Origin of the sequence: Acinetobacter sichuanensis, from assembly GCF_003024515.2 — a bacterium.
GTDB classification, from domain to species: domain Bacteria; phylum Pseudomonadota; class Gammaproteobacteria; order Pseudomonadales; family Moraxellaceae; genus Acinetobacter; species Acinetobacter sichuanensis.
Genome location: NZ_PYIX02000068.1, coordinates 1 through 8,705, shown reverse-complemented (window position 1 = coordinate 8,705; position 8,705 = coordinate 1). Strand labels below are relative to the sequence as shown.

General features: G+C 46.7%; 7 protein-coding genes. 1 reads left to right on the top strand and 6 read right to left on the bottom strand.

The annotated features are described in order from the left end of the window. Positions 1-207: 207 nt before the first annotated feature. Positions 208-369, top strand: a complete 162-nt coding sequence (locus tag C9E89_RS20720; protein WP_228199092.1) for a hypothetical protein — start codon at positions 208-210, stop codon at positions 367-369. A 134-nt stretch (positions 370-503) separates the two neighbouring features. Here the strand turns inward: C9E89_RS20720 and C9E89_RS20715 are convergent, their stop codons facing one another. The 6 genes from C9E89_RS20715 to C9E89_RS20690 all read right to left on the bottom strand — a co-directional run bounded on the left by C9E89_RS20715 (position 504) and on the right by C9E89_RS20690 (position 8,663). Next, complete coding sequence (locus tag C9E89_RS20715) at positions 504-1,793, bottom strand: Y-family DNA polymerase (RefSeq protein WP_038350012.1); 1,290 nt, start codon at positions 1,791-1,793, stop codon at positions 504-506. Further along, a complete protein-coding gene (gene umuD, locus C9E89_RS20710; protein WP_228199091.1) occupies positions 1,790-2,203 on the bottom strand; it encodes a translesion error-prone DNA polymerase V autoproteolytic subunit in 414 nt (137 codons plus the stop codon). Before umuD ends, C9E89_RS20715 begins: the two co-directional genes overlap by 4 nt. A 15-nt stretch (positions 2,204-2,218) precedes the next feature. After that, complete coding sequence (locus tag C9E89_RS20705; RefSeq protein ID WP_158088367.1) at positions 2,219-3,298, bottom strand: site-specific integrase; 1,080 nt, start codon at positions 3,296-3,298, stop codon at positions 2,219-2,221. Positions 3,299-3,611: 313 nt separating this feature from the next. Next, positions 3,612-4,190, bottom strand: coding sequence for a hypothetical protein (locus C9E89_RS20700; RefSeq protein ID WP_025441396.1), 579 nt, complete (start codon positions 4,188-4,190; stop codon positions 3,612-3,614). Then, entirely contained in the window at positions 4,187-6,310 is a 2,124-nt protein-coding gene (locus C9E89_RS20695) for a site-specific integrase (protein ID WP_025441397.1), read from the bottom strand. Before C9E89_RS20695 ends, C9E89_RS20700 begins: the two co-directional genes overlap by 4 nt. Then, positions 6,303-8,663 carry a hypothetical protein gene (locus C9E89_RS20690; protein WP_025441398.1) on the bottom strand — a complete coding sequence of 787 codons (2,361 nt, stop codon included), beginning with the start codon at positions 8,661-8,663 and terminating at the stop codon, positions 6,303-6,305. The genes C9E89_RS20695 and C9E89_RS20690 overlap by 8 nt, the downstream gene beginning before the upstream one ends. Positions 8,664-8,705 lie beyond the last annotated feature (42 nt).

Genomic DNA, 8,705 nt, shown 5'->3' with positions numbered 1-8,705 from the left:
CAGCAACAAGAAACAGCGCCGATCGCACGATCTGACGTTCAAAACAGTTTCCAGGATCTTTTCAATTGATTTGAGGCTTATATGAATATGCATACGACTCAAAAGAGTGAGAGAGACAAAATGACAAAACGCTGTTCTGTTGATGTGAAGTCACCCTGGTTCTTCATAGAGGACCAAATCCCAAACAAAGATGGCACGGCGTTTATTGTGTGGGATGAATTCTTAGACCATGAAATTAAACCTATCCGCTGGAGCGATAAGATCCGTGACTATGCTTCAGGTGAAGTCGAATGGAGTGGAAGCTTCTTATTTTGGCGATATGATGATGGTACACCAGCTGAATCACCAAGAAGCTATCAGCAATCTTAATTTCTTATATTTCCGAGGGTGTAGCCAATTGATTTTGAGATTTGATCAATCTCTTTAAGGCAAAGGTTTGATTCCTTGAATGCCAGTTCGAGTCTGACCATCCCCGTCATTGCCAACAAATTCCCTCAAATGAATCAATTGAAGACAATCATACCAGCCTCACTAAAATAGTTACGGCTTTGACGTTCTGACTTAGGTTCCCAATCTCTATTTTTCAGATTACATGATCCAGCAGCAATTTTAGCCTTGCCAAACTTACTTTGAATGTTTTGAAACGCCGTCATTAACGCTTGCTCTTTTTCAAGCTGCTCTACGTCAGTTAGTAGGCCGATCGTGCGATGTTCTTCTTTTATCAATTCACACAACATCACGCCACATTTCTTAAACTCTATCCCCTCTTTGTACAATTTATCAATCAGTGATGTGGCAGCTTTAACCAGTTGCATCAAATTGTTTGTAGGTTGGGTAAACGTGTATGTTAACGACTTGCTGTAATACGGTTTTGACTGGTCAAATGGGTTGGATTGCAAGAAAACAATCAGAGATCCGCATAGCTGGTGTTCAGCAACAAGCCGATTGAATGCATTATGGGTATATTTGCTGACGGCTTCTTGAAGAATTGAGAGCTCAGTAATTTTCTGGCCGAAAGATTTGCTCGAGACAATCTGTTGTTTCGCCTTAGGTGAACTTTCAAATTCAAAGCATGGCTGGCCAAGCAATTCTAAAATCGTACTTTGCATATTCACATTGAAGAGTTCACGCATTCGATTCGGGTTGGATGTTGCAAGATCCAGCACACTTAAAATCCCCATGTCATTAAGCTTTTTAGCGTACTTTCGCCCTACACCCCATATTTCATCAACTGGCATGCTTTGATAGTAGCTTTCGACATCTACCAGGCTCATTGTCACTAAATTACAGATTCCATTTAATTCTGGATTCTTTTTGGCAAGGTTGTTGGCCATTTTACTTTCAGTCAGTGTTCTACCAACACCCACGCACGTTGTTAAGCCAATAAACTTATATACTTGATGCCGAATCTCCCGTGCCATTTCAGTAGCATCAAAGTTTTTAGTAAATTGAGTAAATTCTATAAAGCCTTCATCAATGCTGTAAATGCTGTAACAGCTTGGATCTACAAAACCAGATAATATTCCATGAAAACGGCGTGACATTTCGCCATACAGCGCAAAATTGCTCGATAGCACATGAACGTTATGTTTATTGATGATGTCTTGGACCTTAAAGAGTGGCGCACCCATCGGGATTTTTAAGAGTTTAGCTTCAGCGCTTCTCGCGATGATTGTTCCGTCATTAGAGCTTAAGACAACGCATGGTTTACCCTTTAACTTAGGGTTCCAAAATGCTTCCATCGAACAATATGCCGAATTTATATCAACATGAATAAATACCCGGTTTGTCATTTTCGTGCGTCTTTAATGATGTAAGTCACTACGCCCCACACAATCAATTCCTGTTCAGGTTTTAGAAAAATATGTGAGTGCTCTTGGTTTTCTGCTTTAAGCCAAACTGGAGGGATAGATTTTGCATCTGGACCAAAAATTTCATTAATTTCACCAGCTGACATTTGCTTGGTGATCATCAACCGCTTAACGGTAAAGTCTGTTTCTAGCTGAGCAACAATAATATCTAGATGCTTGGCATTGAAGCTTCTATCGATTATGAGCTTATCGTTAATATCTATACCAGCATTTAGCATGGAACGAGAGCCTACTTTACCAATAAACGTAGAGTACTCATTGGTGATCAGCATTTCGTTGAGATCGACCGACTTTTCAATAAAATCTTGTGCTGGATTCCCATATGAACTCATTCTGCCCATATCTTGTCAGCTCTCTGTAGAAATTGAGGCGCTACTGAGTTCCTCCAGCGCCAAGTCGATATAGTCGCGGAGGAGGGCGCTCAATTCAGTAGGACTCCTGCCGTGTCTGAGTTCGATAGCAATGTCCTTGAGATTGGACCGTAGCGATTCAACGGCAAGCTTTGCTTTAATCAGGTCTAAGGTACTTCCAAACCTCGCCACTTCCTCGAAAGCCAAGTGAATATACGGTTCAAGACTACTGATCGAAGTATGCCCCGTGTACTCTTGAACCTTTCTCTTGAGGGTCTCACCATCCAGGAGAGCACGCCGAAAATCGTCCCCATTTTCGAATTCATGTTGCTCAATCAAAGCCACAAAAAGCTTGGTAATGAATCTATGCCGGAACATGTGTGCGCAGGCTTGCTCTTCGATCTTGGCAGCCTTGGCAAGCAGCAGTAGTTCATTCGTCAGCGTCTCGGTAGCGAGCCTTAGTCCACTACTTTCCGAAATCAGCAGATAGCCCAAGTCACTAGCGCTACCGATGGTCTTCTTAATGATCCGGTGTCGGAACTTTTCGATGAAATTTACGATCAATTCAAGGTCCATTTTGGAAACCGGCAAGTATCTGTACTCTTCCCTTCCTCCCGAGCGCTTGGCGGTGAAGACCTTGAGAACAGGCTCTTGCTTCATCTTCCTCGCGTTATAGATGTCTTCGACTCTGATGTTCGCGATCTCAACTCGCCTTGCCCCAGTAATCTCCAAAAGCTTGACCAGAATGAAACGCCGTCTTCTCTGATAGGTCGTCGTGCTCACATCCGGAATCACTTCGATCAGTTTTGCGATATTTGTAGAATTGATAGGTAAGCGCCGTGTTGGAGGCTCGGGGTTAGGAAAGGAATGGTGATGCCAATAGGTATGGACTATCTGCTTTCTCTGACCAGCCAGCTTGAACTCCTTCGTCTCAGCCCTGATCGTTCCTGCGGCGCCGACGAACGACGGTTCTAGATAGAGTTCTCCAACGAATCCTAAAAAGCCGAGGCAGGTTCTCCCTATGTTTGCCACATGGGCTGCTCTCCGTTTTCTCTGCTCTGGTTTTCGTGGATCCATTTCTCCTTGGAGCGTTCTGATGAATAGTGAAAAGCGAGAATCAGTCAACCCTATGAATGAGTAGTTGTTGTTAAAGCAAAAGCGAATAAGGTGTGAAAGAAGCTTGGCATATTGAGTAAGTGTCCCACCGCCTTCCTTACGGGAAAGTCCACGCTCAAAACAGTGCAGCATATATAGGTTCGCCTCGGTGCACGGCCTGCCATCGGGCCAACAGAGAAGCGGAATGTTATCAGCTCTGACGCTGAGGACGTGGCTATTTCGATCAACCCCGTAAGGTAATCGGAAAACATCGCTCGTTAGATTATAGAGTTTCTCATCCTTCGGCATTGGACGGGCTCTCATGTAAAGGCGTCTGAGGCCGCTTGCTTAATGAGAACATTAAAAGCAGCTCTCTACGGCGCTTTTTGAAAAGGATCAGATCTGCCGGGTCTGGGCATTTCTCGGCAAACTGTTGGGCGAGTGTTACTGATTCTCTAAAAACATTCGTAACCAGTGCGATTTCATCCCACAACTGAGAGATGGTCCTTTCCTGAGCCTTAATCTTATCTTTGAGGTCCTGCTTGGTTATAGAGGACGATGAAGGCTTGACTACGGTTGAATCGTGAATAGCTTTTGCGGCCTGGCGTCTCAGGTGATCAATAGTCGTAAACCCACCAGGGAGTATGTCATTCGCTCTGTTCTTAAGCGTATTGAGAGACATAGGAGAAATAAAAGCTTCGCTAACCGCCAGCTTTGCAAGTCCACTTTGGCTCTTCAAAGCGATCAAAAGTGTTATGTTTTCTTGATGCTCGGCGGGTGAGTGAATAATCGATTCGAGATACTCAACGCGAGAAAGAACAGATCTGTTGCTAATCTCAAGCTGAGCAGACACCTGCCGTGATGCTTTCTTCATGAATTTTCTCCGGTGATTTTAAAGAGGATCTCATGGCGCTTTCCTGTCGGTGTGTCGAAGAAGACTGGCTCTATCTTTAGCAACCCTTCCATCATTAGGTCTTCGATATAGTCTGCGACTTCATCCGACTGCATGATGGAAAATGATGACAATCCGTAACGCTCACGTAGGAGATTACCCAGATCTTCTGTGTTGCTCTGCCCTATGAGAAGTGCATCAGATGCGTATTCGGCACCGATTCTTCGCAACACCTCTCCTGGAACGGTCTCTGTGATGTAGTGATAAACATGCTCGACATTCGTATGACCCAAAAACCACCGAAGTGTGTCTAGGCCGCCAAATCCGCCGGCCCAGAAGAATGTCATAGCGAAGAAGCGTCTAAGTTGATGGGTACGAATGTAATAACGATGCCCAGTAGCGTCCTGTTGGACTTCGAAATAGTCAGAAAAGCGGTTTAGCACCTTGGCCGCGTCTACTGAACCCATCGCAGACAGGCCAACTTCGCGATAATGAGGCTTGCTGAACAGCCTATCTGAAATCGTAACTGAACTAAGCAAGGAGAGCTTCTGACGAAGATCACCCAAGCTCAGAATGCACCGGGCCGCGACATTGGGAATGGGACGAAGGACCTGTTCACGAGTCTTGCCGAAGTTCCGTTTCCGCAAGTCAAACTGTAAATAATAGCCATGGGACTTCTTAACAAGGCAGGTATCTGCCTTAAGATCCCTAAGCTCTCCAGAACGTCTGGCACTAAGCGCAGCGAGTATTATCCAGATGGCACCATAAAGTACCTCAATTAGCTGGAGCAGTCCCTCATTCTCTCTGAACCGCTTAAAAAACAGAGCGCTACCGCCTCCACGGTTCTGCCCGCGAAAATCTGCCGAGAGATCCCAGATACTTACTCCGATGTCTCGCAACCTCTTTGGGATCAGCTCTATCGTTTCAGATTGGGTCAAATCCCCGATGGCACATCCACGTGCATCAGCCTCTCGCGCCAAGGCCAGATAACCATCGATAAGGACCTGACCCAAATCTAAGTAGAACTCCACTGCGTTCCGAAACGATGAAAATACGACGTCCCGAGGCAGCGACCGGTAACGCCCGGTGCCCTTCATCTTAAGTTGCCCGAGGAAAGCTCTATTATCCAAGGCTGTTAGCGAAAGATGGTTGATATGGTCCAGCCCACAGAGCTTAAGGAGTTCCATCCGTTTAAGCGATTGTCGGTAGAAATCAACCCCAGCCTCAGAGGGAAGTGGATCATCATACAGAACCATGGACGAAACCATGGGATACTCTCTAAAGGTCTTCTCGGATGGGCTAAAGTGGAGCTCGTCCAGCACCAGCCCCCGGAATTTAGGCGTCACTAAAGTTCGCTCATGATAAATTTCAGAGTAGATACTGTTTGGAGAAACTTGATGACTAAAAAATGAATGCCCATGACTACCCGCCTTAATCGGTATGCGTTTGTAGTTTCCGTTGATCCACAGAAAAATCCTAGCCGCAACAATCTCCGACTCTGATAAGCCAAGGTTGCTCTCATCTACATCATCAACAATAGCGATTCCAGGAACCTTTGATAGAACGTACTGTGTCTCCAGCTTCGTAACCTGATGGCTGTTGAGGCGAAGGAAACGCTGTAGCTCTTCACGCGCAGCGTAGAGATTGTTCTTAGCGTACTGATCAGTAGCCAACACAGCCATGAACTCAGTTATGTCATGCGGCGTAATTAGCTTGAACTGATGGGATGCCAGTTGGAAATGCTCGGCTCTCAGGAGAAAGTAGTCGATGATACCTAAGGTCGTACGAACCCTTTGCTGTACCGTCTTCGGGGCAAGCTGGCTGCCTCCGGTGGCCAACGGATGGGACGACAGACATAAATATGCCTTTATGCTTTCCAAAAGGTTGTGATGTCTTGGGTGGGTGAGCAGTAGCCCATCATCGAGCCTAACCCTGAAATCAATAACAGTGTCTCTCTTGCCATTTTCGGCAAAACGAGCGCTCCATACTGGGTCATCGAACTTCGAATTGAGCCATTCAGCGCTTCGGAATAGTCCTAGATCCGCATCGACTGATCGCGTTATGAAGTCCAATTCGCGAGGTAGCGCGCTGCTATCATCCATAGACTAGACCCTCAAACTGTTGAGGATTCGCTATCCCCTTAGCCTTAACTAGACAACCGCGGATATATGGATCTAGATAACCATCAGATTCAATGTGAGCCTCTATCTTCGCTGCGAACTGGCTCCAGTACACAGCCGTTCCCGCCGCACGTGGGCCAGCTTGCTCAACGGCCATTTTTAGCGAGAGGAGCACACCAAGAACGCCTTCATCGATAGAAATAACGATCTCTGGATCTGACGAACCAGATATTTGCTCAGAGGAACTACTCAGCTGTTCGGGTTCTTCAGGCGGCGTTCGAAGGGCATGCGCCTCTAGAAACATATCCAACTCACTCATGCTGCTAAAGTCCGTTGCATCAAGCAGATAAGGAGAGTCCTTCATAGCGTGGACAATCACCGCGTTTTGGAAAATCCTGACCCACCGCTCTTGGAAAAACTGCATGATGGTAGGCGGCAGATAATGGTTCATGGCGACTCGTTTCGAGTTGCCTAGTGACTCTGCCATTTTCTCTATGCTTAACGACTTGAGGTAGACGAGAACACCTGCGGTAGCCCTTATCCGGGCCAGCGACAATACGGAGACCATGTCTCCTAACTCGGCGCTATGAGCTTGTATAAAGGCTTTCTGCCGGAGGATCTTGGCGAAGCTGGTCTGGTTTGTGAAAGTGTAAGGTTCCTGAAAGCCCTGACCACCCGCGACGATGAACAATCGTCGCCAGGCATCATCCCTTTTCTCCTTGAGATAGCGCCTAACCGGGGCCGTGATCTGGATAAGCAGCTCGACCACCGAAGCTGCGTCGTCGCTCAGTACAACCTCCTGTTGCTTCCCTTTCCGGTTTTTCTTCACAACAAGCACAGATCCAGAGTCGGTCTTAACAAAGCCGGTTCGCTTACCGTTTCGGTCGAATAACTCGCATTTCAATAGAGATGCCTCGGTCAGAACGGGATGCTGCGCTACTAGCCAGAGAGCGATGGGAGCAATCGCATACTTCGTCGGCATAGCCAGATTCGCCGCTAACTCCGATGTTGAAAAAGAACTCCCTGTTGCGCTTACCAAGTGGCCGCGCATAGCGTGGTCGATGATTGCAAATCCGTTGTGGGTTTCTTTTACAGTTCTGATAAGGCTGTTCATCCCCATCACAGGCTGGCCATAAGCCCGAGCAGATATTCGAGAACCTAGCGTTATCAGATCCCCTTGATCGCAGGCCTGATCAATAACGTTCAAACGATGAGCTATGTGATCAATCTCCCGTCGAGCCCACCGAACGACTTTATTGAAGTCGTCTTCGATCTGTCTGAATAGAAGCTCCGTTGCCTCCTTATCTGTGACAGACAGTGGGATCTGGGTCAAAAGCTTTTGTGATACAAGGGATTCACCATCAGCGTATCGATGGTGGCCTACTTCATGGAGGAATCGAGTGAGCTTTTTGCTCCCTTCGGGCCACACATCGCCAAGCGGGGAACACATAAGCCCTCCGCTAACCAGAACAGACTTTGCCCAACAGATGATTCTGATCCATTGGCGCTGAAGGTTTGCCAACACCCGTTCCGTCGGTTGGGTTTGGCTCCGCTCGGAGTACCCTTCGAAATGCCAGCGCTGAAAGCTCCAGAAAAGCTGATATACAAAGACTGGATCTTGGAGCACGTGAGCGTTTAAGGAAGGTCTGTCTATCGGATCATCGTCATACCAGCGCAGAAAATCATCAAATCGAGAGACCACATTAGCGTAGTTACTATAATGACTATGAGCCAAGGCGTGCTTCTTACTCTCCTGGTGTAATTCCATCGTAAAATCAGGCCCAAAAACATCGAAGATGGCTCCCATCTTTAATCGAAATGAGTTCGCGCTTCTGTCTGCGACTTGCCACCCCATGAGCTTGGCTGCTCGTACAGGGTCAATCCCAATAGCTTCAAACTGAGCGATGCATTCTCGGACCTGGCTATCTGTAAGGTCTGAATATACAAAAATATTGATAGGAGACGATTTAGACAGCTCAGCGAGGAGTTTAAAGAAATACCGGACAAGTCTCTGTCTGCCTGAGTATTTTACTTCAGCAGCCAGAAAACAGTTTGAGTAAAGCGCGCCATAGAAAAGGCGCTGAATGCTCAGAAAAGCATTTGTTCGAAGGTCTAGAGTGCTTGTGATAGGTGGATGGTTGATTAGCCACAGGAAACATTCGAAGTAGAACACAGCCCTATTAGCGCTCCGCCGCTGGGACGGCGGTAAATTAGCAAGGTGAGATTGAATTAGAAGCAAAACATTACCGGACAGAACCAGAAACTGGAAATTCTTATCTGTGTGGCCTTTCGTAATGATACCTTGGGGAAAACTTTTTGGGGAAACCCGACTCATAAAGAGATCTCACTCACCTTGCTCTACAAGATAAGCCTACTA